The organism is Alkaliflexus imshenetskii DSM 15055, assembly GCF_000517065.1.
In the GTDB taxonomy this organism is placed as follows: domain Bacteria; phylum Bacteroidota; class Bacteroidia; order Bacteroidales; family Marinilabiliaceae; genus Alkaliflexus; species Alkaliflexus imshenetskii.
Genome location: NZ_KI912105.1, coordinates 2,491,811 through 2,510,698, shown reverse-complemented (window position 1 = coordinate 2,510,698; position 18,888 = coordinate 2,491,811). Strand labels below are relative to the sequence as shown.

Genomic DNA, 18,888 nt, shown 5'->3' with positions numbered 1-18,888 from the left:
GATAAAACCTAAGGACACTTGAAATGCTTAATCTACCAGATTGGCAGCCCATTTAACACCACCTTCAAGATGTTTCAAAAACAACGGATTGGCATATAGAGCCGGCTCATGACCCAAAGCAGTTTGAAACACCCTGCCCTGTTTAACTTCCTGACACCAGACCAAAGGATGGTCACCCATACGTTGTTGGGCATCCGGAAACCAGCGATTGTCATCCACATCGTAAGATGTTTCATCAATGGAGATGAGCACATGCACATTGTTTCGCGGATTGCGGTCGAAACTATACCATTCATCTTCCAGAATCCATACAGAATCAGGTAGAAATGAGGTAGCGGGATGCGTTCTGTCTTCAATGAATAATTTGCCGGGTTGCACCGGCGGATGGCCTGTGAAGATGGCTCCCACAGCATTCACATACCAGCTCCAGCTGTTTTGTGTTGCCGTTCCCGAATGAATCGTTACCAATCCGCCACCCCTCTCTACGAAATTTTTCAGAGCCTCGCGTTCAGCTTCCCCCAACACATCGCCGGAAGTGTGCATAAACACCACTACATCAACAGCTTCAAGAGCATTAGCGCTAAACATGAGAGAATCCTCAGTAGGGGTCATCAGCCAACCGTTGTTTTTACATATATCCCGCATGGCATCGATGCTTAAGGGAATTACCTCGTGACGGTAGTCGTTTGTTTTGGTAAAAACGAGTAACCTCAACGAATCATTTGCGCCAGGTTTGGTTATACACGAGCCCACAATGAAAGAAATTAGAATTAAAAATAACTGCTTCATAACTGATATTTCAACAAGTTAAAATACGATTAATTCCAATTCGATACATCAGTAAAAAGCTGACTAATTGCATTTTGATAAAATTTCATATCACTTTGACAAAATCGCATCATTTCTTGGCACACAAAACACCATTCAGAAAAATAGGTGATGCGAAAATCAGACTATCAAAACACATTCTCATAAAAAACTGTCAGATTTGCGACAGAAAAAATTGGAATTACAAAGCAAAAATCATAGTTTTGCAATGATTCAAGATTTGAACCTATGATTTTTACACATCACATCAACGCTCATCATCATCTCCTTACTTAAGGGGTGGGCTTGTTGTGTGCATAATATAACGTAAGGCTTGCCCGCTGTGGTGAGCCTTTTTTGTTTTGTAATTGTTTATAAAATATACCAATAACTGACACATGGAAACAACATTACGAATTGCTTTACAGAAAAAAGGAAGATTACACGACGACAGTATGGCTCTGATGAAGGAGTCAGGTATAAAGTTCAACCTTGGCAGCGGCCGCTTGATTGCATCAGCCACAGGTTATCCGGTTGAAGCGCTCTTTTTGCGCGATGATGACATACCACAAACGGTAGCCGATGGCGTGGCAGACCTGGGTGTAGTTGGCGAGAACGAATATGCTGAGAAGGGTTTTGAACTGGAAATTGTGAAGCGTCTTGGTTTTAGCAAATGCCGATTGTCTCTGGCCATCCCCAAAAGCGAAAATTACACCGACTTAACGTGGTTCAACAACAAGAAAATTGCCACTTCGTATCCTGAGATTCTTAAAAAATTCTTCAAGGAGAAAGGCATTTCGGCCGACATCCATGAGATTGCCGGCTCAGTGGAAATTGCTCCTGGTATTGGTTTGGCAGATGCCATTTTTGACATCGTTAGCTCAGGCAGTACGCTCGTAGCCAACAGCCTGAAAGAGGTTGAAGTGGTGATGCAATCCGAGGCATTGCTGGTGGCAAATAAGAAGCTATCCGCCGAGAAGAAGGCGTTACTTGATCAACTTATCTTCCGCTTTAATGCAGTTCAGGCATCCAACTCCAATAAGTACATTCTGCTTAATGCCCCCAATGACAAGGTAAGTCAAATTGTAAACATTTTACCGGGTATGAAAAGCCCCACTGTACTACCACTGGCCGAAGAGGGATGGAGTTCAATCCACTCCGTTATTCAGGAAAACAAATTTTGGGAGGTTATTGACCAGCTCAAAGCCAATGGTGCCGAAGGCATTCTGATTATCCCCATCGAAAAAATGATTCTCTAAAACCAAACTGAGATGCAACGATTTGTAAACCCGCCACTATCCGAGTGGGCCACGATACTTCAACGTCCGGAGAGTGATGTATCAGGGCTTTATGAGAGTGTAGGTTCCATCCTTGAAGAGATACGTAAGGATGGAGACATGGCCGTGCGGCGATACACCGAGAAATTTGACGGTTATGCCGGTGGCGACCTGCTGGTTACGCCACAGGAAATTGAAAGGGCTGAGACGCTTCTTTCCGATGAGCTAAAATCTGCAATTCAGGTGGCGGCGGGCAATGTGGAGAAATTTCATGCCAGCCAGTGGCAGCTTCAAACCAAGGTAGAAACGCAACCGGGCGTTACCTGCTGGCAAAAAAGTGTAGCCATCGAAAAAGTAGGATTATACGTGCCCGGAGGAACTGCACCCCTTTTCTCAACGGTTTTGATGCTTGGGCTACCGGCTAAAATTGCAGGTTGTAAAGAGATAGTGCTATGCACACCTCCCGATAAAGACGGCAGGATAAATCCGGCCATCTTGTATGCCGCCTCTTTGGCAGGTATCAGGCAGGTGTTCAGAATTGGTGGCATCCAAGCCATTGGCGCCATGGCGTATGGTACCGATTCGGTTCCAAAGGTTTATAAAATTTTTGGCCCGGGCAATCGCTACGTGACAGCAGCCAAACAATTGGTGAGCCTTAAAGACACTGCCATCGATATGCCGGCAGGCCCATCAGAAGTGCTAGTGATGGCAGATGAAACAGCCAATCCAGCCTTTGTAGCAGCCGACCTGCTATCGCAAGCCGAACACGGCGCCGGCAGTCAGGTAATACTGCTCACCACCAGTCCACAACTGCTCGACCAAACCCTTGTGGAGGTGGAAAATCAACTCAAGGTTCTGCCCCGTGAGGCCGGAGCAAGTGGTGCACTTAACGACAGCCGTGCCATCCTGCTTACATCCCTCGACGAGATGATGCAGATGAGCAACCTCTACGCACCCGAGCACCTTATCCTATCGGTAAAAAATGCTGCCGGGGTGGCAGAAAAAGTGATAAATGCCGGCTCGGTATTCATTGGGCACTACACACCTGAGAGTGCCGGTGATTATGCTTCGGGAACCAATCACACTTTGCCAACTTACGGTCATGCACGAGCCTTTTCAGGGGTAAATCTTGACAGTTACATCCGCAAAATAACCTTTCAGGAGATAACGGAAGAGGGGCTGAAATCACTGGGTCCTGTAATTGAAAAAATGGCCGAAGCAGAACTGCTGCAAGCTCACAAAAATGCCGTGACCATCAGACTTGAAAGCCTAAAATAACCGAGCACAGATAACCACTGCGCTCAAAACATAACAACCTAAAACACAAACGAATGAAGCCGCTCAACCAATTATTGCGCGCCAACATACAAAATTTAAAACCCTATTCATCGGCACGTGATGAATATACCGGAAGCGAAGGAATTTTTTTGGATGCCAACGAAAATCCATTTAATGAACCCTACAACCGCTACCCCGACCCGTATCAGCGTAAGCTAAAAGCTGTAATTGGCAAACTGAAACAGGTAGATCCGTCCACTATTTTTCTGGGAAACGGGTCTGATGAACCCATCGATCTGCTTTATCGAGCCTTTTGCGAGCCAGGGATAGACAACGTGGTATCCATTGACCCAACCTACGGTATGTACCAGGTTGCCGCCGACATCAACCACATATCAGTAAAAAAAGTTGCGCTTACTGCTGATTTCCAACTAAATGTAACGGAGCTTCTACAAGCAGTTGATCAGCACACCAAATTAATATGGCTCTGTTCGCCCAACAACCCAACCGGCAATTGCTTCAAAGAAGAAGACATTACATCCCTGCTTAACAAATTTGATGGCATAGTAGTAATTGACGAGGCTTACATTGATTTTGCTCCGGAAAAGAGTTTTCTTTCGAAACTGAACCAGTATCAAAATCTGGTGATATTACAGACCTTCTCAAAAGCATGGGGAATGGCAGGTATTCGGTTAGGAATGGCTTTTGCCAGCCCGGAAATAATCAAAGTGTTGAGCAAGATTAAGTACCCGTACAACCTGAACATCCTTACTCAGAAAAAAGCGTTGGAACTTTTAGAACACAAAAACCAAACCGATGAGTGGGTTACGCTGTTGCTTAAGGAGCGCCAAACATTGGCCAATGAACTTGTTAAACTCGAATTGGTTGAGCACATCTATCCGTCGGATGCCAACTTTTTGCTCATTAAAACAGCTGAGCCAAAAAAGATTTACAACTACCTCACAGACAAGAAAATCATCATACGCGATCGCTCGTCGGTTACGCTATGTGCAGGTTGTCTGCGCATCACTGTGGGCACTCCTGATGAGAACAACACGTTGCTTAAAGCGCTAAAAGCCTACAGTAGTTGATTAAACTTTAATTAAAAAATGCAATTTCAGTTTGCAAGCCGGAAATGTTGAGACATCTAAAAGAACCAATCCATTTTGCATGAAACAACTATTCACCACATGCATCATAGTATTTATAGCGATGACAACAAGCGCCCAGACAAGAATTCCGTTATGGGATGATGTGCCGCCCTACAACAGACCGGAGAACAACAAAAATGAGATGTGGGACGGCAACAACGTTTCTAACGTTTCAATTCCTGAACTTTACCATTTTAGCGCTGTGGAAAGCAGCAAACCCAGGCCGGCAATCATCATTGTACCGGGCGGTGGTTATTCCCGTCAGGCTTTTAGTCACGAAGGAACAATGGTAGCAGAATGGTTCACCAGATTAGGCTTTGAAGCATTTGTGCTTAAATACCGGCTACCCGACCCGGAGATTGTTGACAACCGGTCGTTTGTGCCAATGATGGATGGTCAGCAAGCCATTCATTATGTGAGGAGCCATGCGGCAGAATTCAACATAGATCCGGCCAGAGTAGGCATCATGGGCTTTTCGGCAGGCGGGCATCTGGCAGCCTCTGTTGCTACGCTGTTTGGTTCTCCGGTAAACACCCACCTGAAGCCCTCTAATGTACGCCCTGACTTCTCCATACTCGTCTATCCGGTGATAACCATGGAAGAGTCACATACCCACGCAGGAAGCCGGGAGCGACTTTTGGGCCTGACACCATCCGCAAACCTCATCCAACAATTTTCTCTGGAGAAACAGGTCGGTGGGGAAATGCCTAACACATTACTGATTCACTCTTTTGATGACAAAAGCGTACCGGTTGACAACAGCGAGTTGTTTGCACGTAACATGCACCAAGCAGGAGCCGATGTAACCAAAATCATCCTGCCCGAAGGTGGACACGGATATGGATTCCGACCGGCTTCTCCCGTTGCATACTGGATAAACTATCTGGAAATTTGGCTAAAATCAAGAATCTTATCAGAATAACACCATGCAAAAAAAAGTCCTTTTCATCGACCGCGATGGCACAATTATTATAGAACCCCCTACCGACTTTCAGATTGACAGTCTTGAAAAGCTGGAGTTCTACCCAAAAGCAATCCGCAACCTGCACCTGATAGCATCTCGCCTCGATTTTGAGCTGGTGATGGTAACCAATCAGGATGGTCTGGGAACGCCATCGTTTCCGGAAGAGACCTTTTGGCCGGCACACAACAAAATGCTGAAGACACTGGAAGGGGAAGGCATTCATTTTGAAAAAATTCACATCGACCGCTCATTTCCGGAAGAGAACGCACCCACCAGAAAACCGCGAACCGGCATGTTAACGGAGTATTTCACCGATGCGTATGACCTTGCCGGTTCCTTTGTGATTGGCGACAGGCTCACCGATGTGGAACTGGCCAAAAACCTCGGCAGCAAAGCCATTCTGGTGCAATCACCCGAGCAGGGAAAACAGATGCTGGAAACGTCTGGATTATCGGAACACTGTCAACTGATTACCAACAACTGGGATGAAATTACCGCATTCCTCTTTCGCACCGACCGCACGGCAGTGGTAGATCGCAGCACATCCGAAACTACCATCCACATAGAACTTGATTTGGATGGTACCGGCAAATGCAACATCAACACAGGACTGCATTTTTTCGACCACATGCTGGAACAGATTGGACGCCACTCAGGATGCGACCTCACCATACAGGTGAACGGTGACTTACATGTAGATGAGCACCACACCATTGAAGATACAGGTCTGGCGCTGGGTGAAGCCTTTAAAAAGGCGCTGGGCGATAAGCGTGGCATCGATCGCTATGGTTTTTGCCTGCCAATGGACGATGTGCTGGCACAAGTGGCCATCGATTTTGGTGGCCGCCCTTGGTTGGTTTGGGATGCAGAGTTTAAGCGCGAAAAAGTTGGCGATATGCCTACGGAGATGTTTCACCACTTTTTTAAGAGCTTCAGCGACACCTCGCTCAGCAACCTAAACATCAAAGCCGAAGGCGCTAACGAGCATCACAAAATTGAAGGCATCTTCAAGGCACTTGCCAAAGCCATCAAAGCAGCCATCCGCAAAGACCCCTTCAGCAACCAGCTGCCAAGCACCAAAGGTGTATTGTAATATAATGTATGCAAGAAAATGCCATACACGGCGTTTTCTTGCAACATTCAAACACGATTTACGCCATTCGTTCCATATCGCTCAAGTGCAAGTCAAGCGCTTTAACCGAAATCTGAATTTCCCTGATACTATAAGCCAACGAGAGGATGAGCAGAACCAATGCCACTCCAAAAACCACCTCTGCCAACATCTGCCACTCCACATACACCAAAAACATACATAACACGCACAGCAACAAGCTGGAGATGCCTAGTATTTGCATGATGCGGGTTAACTGCAAACGCTTCTGCATGTTGGTAATCTGCGCCTTTATATTGTCGTCGGGCGACAGGATAAACTTGTCGTGCAAACTTCGAACCAGTGCTGCATAAGCCAAAAACCGATTGGTGTAAGCCAGCATAATCAGAGAAATGGCCGAAAACAATAGCGCAGGTGTTGTTAATGTAAGTTGCTCCATAACACTAAAAAACAAGTATTTAATTCATTTACCTTTCAGATAATTATCAACCTAACCACACAAAAATGTAACAGTGATGTATCAAAACCTTATAACCAAAAACATGTTACAATCAACACTTTAATCTGAAGTCTTCTAATCTTACCAAAGTGGTATAAGTTTTAATTTCAGATTAATTTCGGATAGGAGAAATAAAAATAGTAAAAACTAAGAATATTGCCAGATGATAAAACTACTTGCTCATTCAACTAATTTCTCCCATTTTTACCATTCCAATTAAAATCACATGTAATGGATAAAATAGCCATATTTCCCGGATCGTTTGATCCATTCACTGTAGGGCATGAGAACATTGTTCGCCGAGGCCTTAATATGTTTGATAAAATCATCATTGCAGTGGGACACAACACCACAAAAAGGTATTTCTTCAATATTGAACAGCGCGTGGAGTTAATCAAGGCCCAGTTTGCCGATGAAAAACGTGTTCTTGTAGAGCCTTACGAAAACCTAACCGTTGAATTTGCCAAGGAGAAAAACGCTGATTTCATTCTTCGGGGCATACGCACAGCGGCCGACTTTGAGTATGAGCGTGCCATCGCACAAACCAACCGGCTAATGACCGGTATCGATTCGGTTTTCCTGCTTACAACCCCCGAACATACGCCGGTAAACTCATCTATTGTAAGAGACATCATTATGCATGGCGGCGATGCTTCCAAGTTTGTTCCCGACATCATTTACCGTCTTATTATCGCATCAAAAAATAAATAATGAGAAAGAGCGGAATACTGTGCGGACTAATGCTATTGATATTGGCGCAGGCTTCGGCAACTACCGATGTGCCTGCCGACAGCGTGCGTTTCACAGGCCATCAGCCTGAGTATGCCGGTATCAATCTGGTGTTCGAACGTTATTCCAACTTCATCATTCCGGAGTCAGTTCCAGTGGCATCGATGCGTATTGATGACAATGGCCATTTTGATTTCACATTTGCACTTGCCGAACCCACTTATATTTTTGCCGATTTGGGAAGATTCAGAGCATCGGCATACATAGAACCGGGTAAGAGCTACCAACTTGTATTTCCACCTTTTCAGCCGCGTACGCAATCCGAAAGAATAAATCCGCATTTTCAGCCCGAAGAGGTCATGCTTGGCATAGCCAACCGGGAAGCACAGCTGCTCAACCGAAACATCACCGAGTTTGATGCAATGTTTGATTACCTGTTTCATGGCAATGCTGTTGAATTGTTCGTGCATTCCAATGCCGACAAAGCAAAAGAAATACAAACCCGGCTCGACACGCTTTTTACCTTCAGTCACCCCACCTTTGACCGGCACAAAGAGTTAAGGTATTTGAAATTGTGGCACATGACGCTTAGAAGGCAAGACAGACGATTCATATCCGAATATCTGAGCCATAGCCCCATAAACTACAACTTGCCCGCATTCTGGGACATTTTCACAACCCTTTTCACCGGATTCTTTCCCGGAAAATATTCCGACGATGCCAGAGAGTCACTTCTGAGTAGCATTCGCAACAGGGAGCGATTTGACTCCATTGCCAATAACGCTGCCAAAGACACATTGTTTACCAACAACAGAGAACTGAACGAATCGGTGGTGTTGTTTGCACTGTACGAGGCATTTTATCGAAAGGATTTGGCAGAAAACACCATTTTGGCCATTACGGCATCAGCGCGCGACTACGCATCCACCGCCAACACAAGAGCTTTGGCTACTCAGTTCTACAGAAAAATGGCGTTGCTGCGTCCCGGTACCGATGCACCAGATTTCAGCCTGATTGATCAGGATGGAAAACGCAGACAACTTGAGGATTTTAAAGGAAAGTTTGTATATCTCAATTTTGTACATACCAAAAGTTTCAATTGCCTGCGCGATTTACAAACTTTGGAACAGTTTCAGCGCGTCTTTAGAAGAGAACTGCAACTTGTAACCATTGTAATCGATGATCATTATGAGGACATGGAGCTGTTTCTGAAAAATAACAAGCAATACAAATGGGATTTTCTGCATTTCGGTGCATCGCCCCGGGTTCTGTTCGATTATAACATTCAGGCTGTTCCGGCATATTACCTCATAGATCCCAACGGAAAACTATCCCTCTCGCCAGCGCCTGCACCTGAAGAAAACTTCAGAGAACTTTTTGTTGACCGGCTTAGGTCATTTCAGCGCGAAGAACTGCGTAGAAACCCGCCACGCGAGCGTTCCATCTTTAGATGGTAGTATTCTTTTTACCGTCGTTTGTCATAAAAAAGATAATGCTCACCATAATTACAATAACGTTCACCGCTTATTTTGTGGCATACGCTTTTTTTTCAAGTTAAAAATTCATAAAATTACATCGCAGTATAAATGTGATAGGCGCAAATGATTACATAATAATTCATTTGTAGCGCCGTTATTTATATCACCTTACCCTCCTATCCCAGCTTTTTAAAACTAATTTTTAACCCTTCTGAAACTTGATTTCATAAGGGCTAGCTTGTATTATTCAATGGACAATCCGATGTGGCAGCGACTTATAATTATCACAGTATTCTTTTTACTTTCAGGCGTCCACACCCTGAAGGCTCAAGAAAATCCTGTGGCTGAGCTAATAACAGCAGACAAATCTGTGTGTGAAAGTGGTAATATTGAGGTAAAAATACGGTTCTATGGAACGGGTCCATTCAATGCAGAAATTTTATATACAAATGGAAATAACGAACTAATAGAGAGAGGATGGATATCCATATCAGGCATTTACGAACAGGATTTGGTGGATGGGGTTTATACCCTTTCACGAAGTTTCGACCGCATCTCACACAGCAATAAGGTAAATATAAGAATTGTTGCAGCGCGAAACAGCAGCTATCCTTCACCCTCTTTTTCTACAAACGTAACCGGAACAGCCATACTCACTATTGATGAAACACCGGTACCCAATGCAGGTGTTGATCAAACTGTGTGCGGATTCTCTGCCAATCTGTTGGCGAGCCCATCTTCACTTAGCAACACCTATAACTGGAGTGTGCCTGCAGGGCTTACCTTTAGCGACTCAAACGACCCAAATGCAACAATAACCGCTTCCATTGCAGGCAGTTTCACATTACGGTTTATCCAAACCAATGGTGCTTGCGAGAGTCATGACGATGTAACCATCAATTTTAACGGATCACCTGCCGCTACAATCAGCACTTCATCTGAAATATGCCGTGAAGGAATGGCTGAAATAAACATCGTATTAGAAGGCTTCGGCCCCTGGAATGTGGTTTATACCGACGGCACCAGCAATTTCCCACTTACTAACCAGGCTAACAGCAACATCAATATTCCCCGAAACGTTATCGGACAAACCACATTCACACTCGTTTCAGTAAGTGATAACAACAACTGCGAGGCTCCATCTGAGCGGATGCATGGCACAGCAACTGTGGTAAACCTTAAGCCGGAAGCAAATGCGGGAATCGACATGCATGCCTGCGGATTATCGCACACCTTGAACGCAGAAGCACCTTCTACTGGCAACGGCACATGGAAAAGCACCAACGCCCTGGTGCAGTTTGCATCGGCAGGCCTGCCCAACAGCACAGTTACAGTTCCCGGCTCCGGATTTCATACTTTCACATGGGAAGTAAACAACAATGGTTGTATTGAATCTGATCAGGTCACTATTCAATTTGTAGATGAGCCTGATTTGCATGCAACACTATCGACCAGCCAGATATGTGAAGGAAACAGCGCCATTTTAAACATATCCACTAACTCTCAGCATGCCCCATGGATCATCCGTCTCGAAAACAACAGTTCGTTTGAAGAGATCAACACCGCTACGCCCAATCAGGCCAAAACCCTTTCGCCATTGGCTACAACTACTTATGCATTAACCAAAATCACTGATAAATTCGGCTGTAACACCAGTTTCGATAACCTGACGTTTTTGCTCTCGGTAGATAAAATGCCTGCCCCAAATGCTGGTGCCGACCAGCAAATCTGTGGTATTCAGGCTACCCTTGCAGCATCCACACCTCTGAATGCCGGAATCTGGACGATACAATCAGGCGATTCTGACACAGACCAATTCAGTGATGCCACATCGCCCCTATCCACCTTTACTGTAAATAATATTTTAGGTCACCAGGCGATAACACTTCGTTGGACTGAAACAAACGGTTTGTGCACCGCTTTTGATGAGACAACGATTACCTTCTACCAAAGCCCGTTACAGACAGACGCAGATGCTGGCTCAGACATGGAACTCTATCATAAATTTTCTGAATACCTCAACGCCAAAGAGCCCTCTTTTGGGCAGGGACAATGGACTGTTATTAGCGGTAATGGCTCCGTGGTGAATGCAAACGATGCGCAAAGCCTTGTGGAGAATCTTACATTTGGTACTACCACTTTACGCTGGAGCCTTACCAATGGCAATTGCCCAACAGTTTCAGATGAAATCACCATAGTGGTGAAAGGCTTAAAACACCCTACCGGCTTTTCGCCAAATAACGATGGTACAAATGATACTTTTACCATATTAGGCGCCTCATCTATCCGAAACAACGAACTGATAGTCTTTAACCAGGCCGGTGAAGTAGTTTACAAAACGCGTGACTTTGACAATTGGGATGGCAACGATTTGAACAACAGACCAGTACCCGATGGTTATTACTATTTCATCTTTCAAGGCGATGGAATTACCCCAATAAAGGACTTCCTCGTGATTAAACGTTCATTAAGATAAACAGGACAACATGAAATACATCCTAACCATAACCATATTGCTCCTGATTCTGTTACAGACGGATGGATACGCTCAAAAAAAGCTGCCCATGAGTCAGTATATGCACAATCAGTTTGCCATAAACCCGGCATTTGCTGGCTCCCGAGAAACAATGACCATGTTTGCCGGTTACCGAAAACAGTGGATAAACGTGCCAAATTCACCTTATGCCCACTTCCTTTCGGCTCATGCCCCGCTTAAAAACGACAATATCGCTTTGGGATTCACTCTCTTCAACGAGAAATTTGCCATAGCACAAAACACCGGATTTTCTGCTGCATATACCTATCGTATTCGAATGGAAAACAACTCTCGCTTGGCATTTAGTATCAATGCAGGATTTGTTTCGTCAAAATCGGGGTGGGATGACATCATGCTATTAGAGCCCGGCGATGACGCCTTTGGAGAGAATGAAACCCAAATTGACCCTCAGGCCGGATTTGGTGTAGCGTGGTATAACAGTCGATTCTTTGCTGGTTTTTCGGTTTCGGACCTCTTTTACAAAAGTGCATTCGAGAAAGAGTCTCCATTTTTCGAACCTTCAAAAACCGATTTTCTCATCACTGCCGGATACCTATTTGCTCCCGAACAAGCGGTATCATTTCAGCCATCGGCATTGCTAAGATTCAACTCAGAAGAGTCTACCATACTCGATTTGTCCGCAAGCATCATCATACACAAACTAGTGTGGACAGGTCTGACCTATCGCACCAATCAGGAATGGATTGCCCATTTGGGATGGCAGGTGTCACCACAATTCAGAGTTGCCTACAGCTACGACTACCCAACGGGTGATTTAGGATTTCTGAACAATGGCAGCCATGAAGTATCCATCCAGTTTGATTTTGGCTATAAGATACAAACCGTGAGTCCTAAGTTCTTTTAATTGACCGACCATGACCAATTCAACCATATACTACACCTTGTTTATACTGTTCATCGGTCTGCTGACAAGTAATACAGTTGCTGCACAGGACATTTCCATCACACCGTTGAAGCTCAATTCTGCAACCTCAAGCGAAATTGCTCCTTTTGTGCACGATTCAACCATCTATTTCATATCCAACCGGAAGAGCAGCGTGTTTGTAAACGTTTTCAACCAAAACAACGAGCATCTTTATCAACTATATCAAAGTCCCATACTGCCAAATGGCAAAACCGGCAGAGTCACACCGTTTGATGCCTTTCGAAATCAAGCCCTTACTGCCGGGTCGGTAACCATTTCAGGTAACGGCCAGCAGATGATATCAACTCTTGGAAAAAACCAATCGCTACGGCAGGCCAGAAAAACCTCCGGAGAGGTTCAACTGGGACTTTTCCTGCTTGAAAAGACCGCTTCCGGCTGGAGTCTTCCCGCTGAAATACCATTATCCATTGGCGAATATTCCGTTGGGCAACCCTCCTTGAGCAGCGACGGTACCATGCTCTTTTTTGTTTCAAACAAAAGAGGCGGTTATGGAGAAACCGACATCTATTTTGCACGCAGAACAAACGCCGGATGGAGCGAGCCACAAAATTTGGGCGAAACAGTTAATACACCCGGACGAGAATTGTTCCCATTCTATCATCCATCCGGAAAACTATATTTTACATCCAACGGGCATGCAGGCATTGGCGGAATGGATATTTTCTATACCATACGCCAGGAAGAGGGGTGGTCAACTCCCGTTCTAATGAATGCCCCCATCAACAGTGAATTTGACGATTTCAGTTGTTTCATTATGAATGATGAAACCTCAGGATATTTTGCATCCAACCGAAGCGGAATCGACAACATATACCATTTTCAGTATGAAATTCTCTTTTGCGTCAATCCAACCGAGGTAGTCGAAGATCTTTTCTGCTTCACCTTTTTTGAGGAGAGCGCCATCGACAATGATTCTGTTGCGGTGGAGTATCGCTGGGAATTTAGCGACGGACACGTAGGGTTTGGCGAGTCGGTGGATCACTGCTTCCCCGGTCCGGGCTTTTTTGAGATATCGTTAAACGTGATTGACTCTGTCACACGTGAGGAACTCTATTCTGTTGCCAATTACGAACTGATGCTCGATCTGGCTCAGCAGGTTTACTTCACGCTCCCTGAAACCACCAAACAAGGCGAATCCATCACCCTTCAAGCAACACTTTCGGGCTTTGGTGATGTTTCCGATGTACAATATTTTTGGGATTTTGGTGATGGAGAACGACGCAGAGGGGAAACCGTACATCATATTTTCCGTAAGAGAGGAGAGTATAGGGTGAAATGTGAAGCATACTGGGACGGAAACCAAATCTGTTCATACCGCACAATAATCGTAAACTAACAAGAGACCAGATGATTAAAGCAAGATACAAACTTCTTTTATTTCTGATAATTATAGCTGCACCGTTGTTACGTGCCCAGCCGGTTCCGGCGGTAGATGAAAACATCCCCGCCCTGGTCACCTTTGGAAGAGACGGGGATAAAGCCTGGGGCGATGACGACTTCATTCAAATCATCTTCTTCTCGGTGCCAGAAACATTTACTCAGCCAATCTTTATCCGGGTATTTGACCCCGATGTGGGGGGCACACTCGACGAGCAAAAAGGAGAATGGAACACCCGAACAAACTTTTCTGTTTATGGCGGAAAGGAAGCCTGTTCGCACGAGGATGCACGAAGAATCAAACGTGACGGAAATTTCCGCAGCGGAACCTTGTTGGGTTCGCGAACCTTCGGCAACGATGCCCGTTGGGATGGCAGATGGTTTACTTTTGGCCCTTTTAACCCTTCCGAGGGCGAGCTGTTACCCGAATATGGTGGCTATGTATTCAAGTTGGTGGTGGAAGGCCTTGAAGGCGACGACGGCAATTTATACCGCCTGTTTCTTAGCACGAGCAACACCGAAAACAGAGCGATAGAAGGCGCTTTTGCGTTTTATTTCAAATACAAGTTCAGATTGCACGACAATGTAAATGAAGTTTCACACATTTACCCGTATATTGACGACAGAGTGGTAGCAATCAAACAAAGCAATTTCGACTGGGACAATGACGGCATCATCCGCATCATTTCACCATCAAAGAATGGTGAACGCATGGCCGTATCGGGCGACAACAATTGGGCTACCAGCACCCATGAAATTACAAAAGACGACATTAACAGCTCACTCGACATACAAATGATAAAAGACCGCCGTGCCAATATCAAAAACAATAACGTGGTCATTTATCTGGAAAACCAATATGGAGAATTGATGCCGTTTTACAGTATTCCAATTGGTGGAATCCCAAAATATAAATACAGCATAGGTATAAAACCGAAAACACCTGTAAGATGATATACCAGCCCCAAAAGGTGACGTTTTTTCTATTAACAGTATTGTTAAGCATTTTCATGAACTGGAACGCGCATTCACAGACGTTTCAGTTCAAACACTACGACTCATATATGGGTCTGCCCCAGAATTTCATCTATTCACTGGAGCAGGGCAAGGATGGTTTTCTCTGGATTGGCACTGGCGAAGGATTGGTGAGGTATGACGGTATCCGTTTTGAGTCGTTCACCAAAAGAGATTCGCTGGCAGATGATTTCATCATGTCCCTTTTAGTAGCTCGCGATGGGAAAGTATGGATTGGGCATAACAATGGGAACATTTCTGTTTTTAACAACGGACGCTTCACCCCCATTGAGATTCCAGGTACCAACAGCCCCATCCGCAACATGAACCAGGACAGCCATGGCAACATCTGGGCAGTTATTCAGAATAGTGGATTTGTGAAAATTGACCGATACATGAACATAACCACATGGTTTGACATGGGTCAGTTGGATTACACGCTTTATTACAGCATTTTTCCGCTCGATAACAATCAGGTATTACTTGGCACCTCCGATGGGCTTCTAAAACTAAACGTTACCAACGATGGTAAAATTGAAAGTATAGAGCGCTTTTTTGAAATACCCTCCACCACAATTACGGTAATTAAACAGCGTAAAGGTGTTACAGGTGAATATTGGATAGGAACAGAAGATGAAGGTTTCTTTCACTTTATCCCCGGAGTTTCAAAAGCATCTCACATTATCAACAACGACCTTTGTATCCATTTCAACCTCGAATATGAAAACATTCAGGACATTGAAGAGAAAGACGAAGGGCACCTCTTATTGGCAACTTGGGGTAATGGCGTAATTCAACTCTTTTATGACCCCGTAAAAAAGGAGTTTTCCGACTCCTTCACCTTTTCGTCGACCAACGGACTTAGCAACAATTTTGTAAAGCGCATTCTTTCCGACACAGAGGGAAACTACTGGTTTGCAACCTACGGTGGCGGTGTATCTTCGCTTACAAACGAGAGCATGATATTCTATGACCTGTCGGTAATTGGCTTTCAGGACAACAAAGCCAGAAGCGTTTTTCTGGATGGCAGTCAGCTATGGATTGGTTTGGAGAACGGACTCCTTCTGGCCGACCCATACTGCTTTACCGATTTTGAGTTTTACGACGTGGCAATGGGGCTCCCACGTGATGAAATAACTGGTTTTTATAAAGATGAGCAAGGCACTATTTGGGTAGCCACAGGCAACAATGGCCTTTTCTTTAGAAAAAAAGGAGCTTTCAGTTTTAGTTCATACTACTACTCGTCCACACTAACAGGTAAAAAAATCAATGGAATATCTGGTGATGGCGATGAAATATGGCTGGCAACAATAGGAGGCTTTTACAAACTGGATACCCGACAGCGAACCGTGACACATCTCACAACTGAAAACGGCCTCCCGCATAACAACATCAATTTTGTTTACAAATCGCCTGCCGGAGACATCTGGATAGGCCCAAAAAACAGCGGTGTTTGCCGCATCGAATCCAACAACATTGAAGTACACCGCATCACCGACACACCCACCGATGTGTATGGAATGACATTTGACAACAATGGAAACATCTGGCTGGCTACCCACGGTAAAGGCGTTATAAAATACACCGAAGACTCACAAACACATCTGGGTGTGCCGGAAGGACTCGCCAAAAACTTCTGCTATGGCATTGTACCGGATAGATTTAACCGTTTATGGGTAACGCATTTCCCGGGATTAAGCTGTATCGACCTCAATACCGGAAGAATCCGTGTTTTTGACTACCAACAGGAACTTGGTGCCGACTTTTATCAGGTTGTTGCCGATGAGAACCAAAACCTATGGTTTGCATCCAGCCAGGGCGTAATCAACTATCTTCCCGAAAAAGATATTGAAAACAGGGTGGCACCAAATCTCAATTTCACCTCCATCAAGGTATCAGGTGTTGAGCATGTCGCAACGGATTTAATTGATCTTCCCTATCCTTATGGTGAGAGATATAAGTTTCGTTTCGAGTTTATCGGCATAAGCTTTAAGAATCCCAAAGATGTAACGTACCAGTACAAGCTGCAACGCAAAGGCGACTCGGCTCCTGCCGAATGGGTCAATCTGGGCAATACCACCTTCCGTGAATATGAATACCTGCCGGACGGAGAATACCTGTTACAGATACGGGCATCAAACTCCGATGGTATTTACAACCGGGATCCACTCTCTATTCGCATTGTTATTGCGCCACCAATTTGGAAAAAAGCTTGGTTCTATCTGATAGTTCTGTTCGTACTCTCTTATTCGGTCTACCTTATAATCGTAATCAGAGAAAGAAATTTGCGCAGGCAGAAAGAAGCCCTGCAACGTGAAGTAAACTCACAGACCGTTATTCTGAGACTGCAAAAAGCAGAGATTGAACGCAAAAACAGAGACATCACCGATAGTATCAACTATGCCAAACGCATACAATCTTCAATTCTGCCCCCAATAGAGTTGCTTGAAGAGCAATTCAACGACTCGTTTGTGTTTTTTGCACCGCGAGACATTGTAAGCGGCGACTTCTATTGGTTCCATCCATTCAGAGATAAATATCTGGTGTGTGCTGCCGACTGTACCGGTCATGGTGTGCCGGGTGCTTTTATGTCGATGATTGGGTCAACTTTGCTTAACGACATTGTGAAGCGCAACGATGTGCACGCGCCATCTCAAATACTCACACTTCTGGATATGGAGATAAAAATCCTGCTCCAGAAAAACCTGAAAGACACCACTCGCGATGGAATGGACATCTCTATGGTTGAGATAGACAGACACACCGGAAAAGTACGCCTTGCCTCGGCCAAACGACCAGTATACCTATTTATTAATGGTGAAATGGTTACTTACAAAGGCAACAGACGTAGCATCGGTGATTCGATAATGGAGGACGAGAGCAAATTTGTAGATATAGAGTACAAACTTGCGCCTAACGACACCTTATACATTTTCTCTGATGGTTATTCCGACCAGTTTGGCGGTCCCGACGGAAAGAAGTTCATGACTGCCAATGTCCGGAAAATGCTTGAAAACATTCACCATCTGCCAATGAAGGAACAGATGAAAATCATCCGTGCAACCTTCTTCAATTGGAAAGGCGAACAGGAACAAGTGGACGATGTAGTTTTTATCGGCATTAAAATTTAACCTGCTTCAATGTTCTGCTTCAAATATATCGAAGCAGAACATTGACATGGATTTCCGCAAACAGGGCATGCAAATTGGTATTGAACACTATCTGCCCACCAAAAACGTGTGACTTGTCCCAAAAAAGCAAATCCAGTATTCAAAAAAAACGTCTCCACGGCATTTTGGGGATGATTCCAAAGAGTGCCAACAAGACATTGGACATCCCGTTTTACAAACTCAGTTATTGACGATACAAACAAAGCGTTACCAACGCCGGCATTGCGATGTTTTGCAGATACTACAAGCCCTCTCATCAACCCAATGTAGCAGGTGGGTAAAACGAAGCCTGCATTGCGCACTTTGGTAATTACCGGTGATTCTTTATCAGGCTGAGATACTTCGCCGAAAAAAACACCTGCCAGATCGGCATTTAACATCGCTACAAGCAAGAAAGAACCCTTTTCATTCAGAAGCGCAGCACTTATATGGTTAAGTGTATAATACCCCTCTCCCAAACCTGAATTAAGGAGCGCAACAGCCTGTTCCAGTTCACTACTGGAGCCATCGGTATTTCGTATCAACAAACCATCAACCATAGAAACGCACTT

Annotated in this window: 15 protein-coding genes; 12 read left to right on the top strand and 3 right to left on the bottom strand. The window is 44.8% G+C overall.

Going from position 1 to position 18,888, the window contains the following annotated elements; all coding sequences use genetic code 11:
- Positions 1–27: 27 nt before the first annotated feature.
- Entirely contained in the window at positions 28–789 is a 762-nt protein-coding gene (locus ALKIM_RS0110530) for a ThuA domain-containing protein (RefSeq protein WP_026474615.1), read from the bottom strand.
- Positions 790–1,205: 416 nt separating this feature from the next.
- Here ALKIM_RS0110530 and hisG point away from each other — a divergent pair, with 416 nt between their 5' ends.
- From hisG to hisB, 5 genes are all read left to right on the top strand, one after another.
- Complete coding sequence (gene hisG / locus ALKIM_RS0110525; protein ID WP_026474614.1) at positions 1,206–2,066, top strand: ATP phosphoribosyltransferase; 861 nt, start codon at positions 1,206–1,208, stop codon at positions 2,064–2,066.
- A gap of 12 nt (positions 2,067–2,078) precedes the next feature.
- Positions 2,079–3,362 carry a histidinol dehydrogenase gene (gene hisD, locus ALKIM_RS0110520; RefSeq protein WP_026474613.1) on the top strand — a complete coding sequence of 428 codons (1,284 nt, stop codon included), beginning with the start codon at positions 2,079–2,081 and terminating at the stop codon, positions 3,360–3,362.
- Positions 3,363–3,415: 53 nt separating this feature from the next.
- Positions 3,416–4,453 (top strand): histidinol-phosphate transaminase, encoded by a 1,038-nt coding sequence (hisC, locus tag ALKIM_RS0110515; protein WP_026474612.1) that lies wholly within the window; start codon positions 3,416–3,418, stop codon positions 4,451–4,453.
- A 79-nt stretch (positions 4,454–4,532) separates the two neighbouring features.
- On the top strand, positions 4,533–5,435 hold the full coding sequence (locus ALKIM_RS18260) for an alpha/beta hydrolase (protein WP_044117882.1): 903 nt from the start codon (positions 4,533–4,535) through the stop codon (positions 5,433–5,435).
- A gap of 4 nt (positions 5,436–5,439) precedes the next feature.
- On the top strand, positions 5,440–6,570 hold the full coding sequence (hisB, locus tag ALKIM_RS0110505; RefSeq protein ID WP_026474611.1) for a bifunctional histidinol-phosphatase/imidazoleglycerol-phosphate dehydratase HisB: 1,131 nt from the start codon (positions 5,440–5,442) through the stop codon (positions 6,568–6,570).
- A gap of 58 nt (positions 6,571–6,628) precedes the next feature.
- On the opposite strand, the gene ALKIM_RS0110500 is transcribed toward hisB, so the two are convergent.
- Positions 6,629–7,027 carry a DUF2721 domain-containing protein gene (locus ALKIM_RS0110500; RefSeq protein WP_026474610.1) on the bottom strand — a complete coding sequence of 133 codons (399 nt, stop codon included), beginning with the start codon at positions 7,025–7,027 and terminating at the stop codon, positions 6,629–6,631.
- Between the two features lie 291 nt (positions 7,028–7,318).
- Between ALKIM_RS0110500 and coaD the strand changes: the two genes are divergently transcribed.
- From coaD to ALKIM_RS0110465, 7 genes are all read left to right on the top strand, one after another.
- Positions 7,319–7,798, top strand: a complete 480-nt coding sequence (gene coaD / locus ALKIM_RS0110495) for a pantetheine-phosphate adenylyltransferase (protein WP_026474609.1) — start codon at positions 7,319–7,321, stop codon at positions 7,796–7,798.
- The gene (locus tag ALKIM_RS0110490; protein WP_026474608.1) at positions 7,798–9,273 is read left to right on the top strand and encodes a TlpA family protein disulfide reductase; all 1,476 of its coding nucleotides are present in this window, start codon (positions 7,798–7,800) and stop codon (positions 9,271–9,273) included. Before coaD ends, ALKIM_RS0110490 begins: the two co-directional genes overlap by 1 nt.
- Before the next feature lie 283 nt (positions 9,274–9,556).
- A complete protein-coding gene (locus ALKIM_RS0110485; RefSeq protein WP_162148810.1) occupies positions 9,557–11,770 on the top strand; it encodes a gliding motility-associated C-terminal domain-containing protein in 2,214 nt (737 codons plus the stop codon).
- A 10-nt stretch (positions 11,771–11,780) separates the two neighbouring features.
- On the top strand, positions 11,781–12,695 hold the full coding sequence (locus tag ALKIM_RS0110480) for a PorP/SprF family type IX secretion system membrane protein (RefSeq protein WP_026474606.1): 915 nt from the start codon (positions 11,781–11,783) through the stop codon (positions 12,693–12,695).
- A 10-nt stretch (positions 12,696–12,705) separates the two neighbouring features.
- On the top strand, positions 12,706–14,112 hold the full coding sequence (locus ALKIM_RS0110475) for a PKD domain-containing protein (RefSeq protein WP_026474605.1): 1,407 nt from the start codon (positions 12,706–12,708) through the stop codon (positions 14,110–14,112).
- Between the two features lie 11 nt (positions 14,113–14,123).
- Entirely contained in the window at positions 14,124–15,107 is a 984-nt protein-coding gene (locus tag ALKIM_RS0110470; protein WP_026474604.1) for a hypothetical protein, read from the top strand.
- Positions 15,104–18,298: a ligand-binding sensor domain-containing protein gene (locus ALKIM_RS0110465; protein ID WP_026474603.1), complete on the top strand. Its 3,195-nt coding sequence runs from the start codon at positions 15,104–15,106 to the stop codon at positions 18,296–18,298. Before ALKIM_RS0110470 ends, ALKIM_RS0110465 begins: the two co-directional genes overlap by 4 nt.
- Here the strand turns inward: ALKIM_RS0110465 and ALKIM_RS0110460 are convergent.
- Complete coding sequence (locus ALKIM_RS0110460) at positions 18,295–18,876, bottom strand: hypothetical protein (RefSeq protein ID WP_026474602.1); 582 nt, start codon at positions 18,874–18,876, stop codon at positions 18,295–18,297. The genes ALKIM_RS0110465 and ALKIM_RS0110460 overlap by 4 nt on opposite strands.
- Positions 18,877–18,888 lie beyond the last annotated feature (12 nt).

Excerpts from the sequence above, each read along its gene's own strand:
- ALKIM_RS0110465 (WP_026474603.1), top strand. The coding sequence starts at position 15,104 with ATGATATACCAGCCCCAAAAGGTGACGTTTTTTCTATTAACAGTATTG.
- ALKIM_RS0110485 (WP_162148810.1), top strand. The coding sequence starts at position 9,557 with ATGTGGCAGCGACTTATAATTATCACAGTATTCTTTTTACTTTCAGGC.
- ALKIM_RS0110500 (WP_026474610.1), bottom strand. The coding sequence starts at position 7,027 with ATGGAGCAACTTACATTAACAACACCTGCGCTATTGTTTTCGGCCATT.
- ALKIM_RS0110470 (WP_026474604.1), top strand. The coding sequence starts at position 14,124 with ATGATTAAAGCAAGATACAAACTTCTTTTATTTCTGATAATTATAGCT.
- hisG (WP_026474614.1), top strand. The coding sequence starts at position 1,206 with ATGGAAACAACATTACGAATTGCTTTACAGAAAAAAGGAAGATTACAC.
- coaD (WP_026474609.1), top strand. The coding sequence starts at position 7,319 with ATGGATAAAATAGCCATATTTCCCGGATCGTTTGATCCATTCACTGTA.
- ALKIM_RS0110460 (WP_026474602.1), bottom strand. The coding sequence starts at position 18,876 with ATGGTTGATGGTTTGTTGATACGAAATACCGATGGCTCCAGTAGTGAA.
- hisD (WP_026474613.1), top strand. The coding sequence starts at position 2,079 with ATGCAACGATTTGTAAACCCGCCACTATCCGAGTGGGCCACGATACTT.
- ALKIM_RS0110530 (WP_026474615.1), bottom strand. The coding sequence starts at position 789 with ATGAAGCAGTTATTTTTAATTCTAATTTCTTTCATTGTGGGCTCGTGT.
- hisC (WP_026474612.1), top strand. The coding sequence starts at position 3,416 with ATGAAGCCGCTCAACCAATTATTGCGCGCCAACATACAAAATTTAAAA.
- ALKIM_RS0110475 (WP_026474605.1), top strand. The coding sequence starts at position 12,706 with ATGACCAATTCAACCATATACTACACCTTGTTTATACTGTTCATCGGT.
- hisB (WP_026474611.1), top strand. The coding sequence starts at position 5,440 with ATGCAAAAAAAAGTCCTTTTCATCGACCGCGATGGCACAATTATTATA.
- ALKIM_RS18260 (WP_044117882.1), top strand. The coding sequence starts at position 4,533 with ATGAAACAACTATTCACCACATGCATCATAGTATTTATAGCGATGACA.
- ALKIM_RS0110490 (WP_026474608.1), top strand. The coding sequence starts at position 7,798 with ATGAGAAAGAGCGGAATACTGTGCGGACTAATGCTATTGATATTGGCG.
- ALKIM_RS0110480 (WP_026474606.1), top strand. The coding sequence starts at position 11,781 with ATGAAATACATCCTAACCATAACCATATTGCTCCTGATTCTGTTACAG.